Origin of the sequence: Chromohalobacter sp. HP20-39, from assembly GCF_033052815.1 — a bacterium.
In the GTDB taxonomy this organism is placed as follows: Bacteria; Pseudomonadota; Gammaproteobacteria; order Pseudomonadales; family Halomonadaceae; genus Chromohalobacter.
In genome coordinates, this window is the sequence record NZ_JAWHTP010000717.1 from 1 (window position 1) to 269 (window position 269).

Sequence of the window (269 nt, forward strand, 5' to 3'; positions counted from 1 at the left end):
GTGTCGGCTACCGGTGACTGGCTTACCGACGTGAAGCTCAACGGCATGATTGCGGCAGACCGAGCTCCGCCTACGGTATTCACGTGGGTGGAACGTTTTGCCCTTGCCGGACATTCCATTTATGTCGTGTCAGGCAGCGGTTGCCTGCGCTGCGTGACCAATGCCACAGGCGACTATGCCGGCCAAGTATCGAAACTTGGTGGCGCCCTTCCTAGGGAGCCAGGTTGTGGTGCGTTCTATCAGACATACTCAGCTTGCGACGCGTCGGT

General features: G+C 58.7%; 1 protein-coding gene. It reads left to right on the top strand.

The features are described 5' to 3' along the window. The coding region (locus RVY79_RS19820) for a hypothetical protein (protein WP_317466281.1) at positions 1 to 269 on the top strand (269 nt) is incomplete at both ends.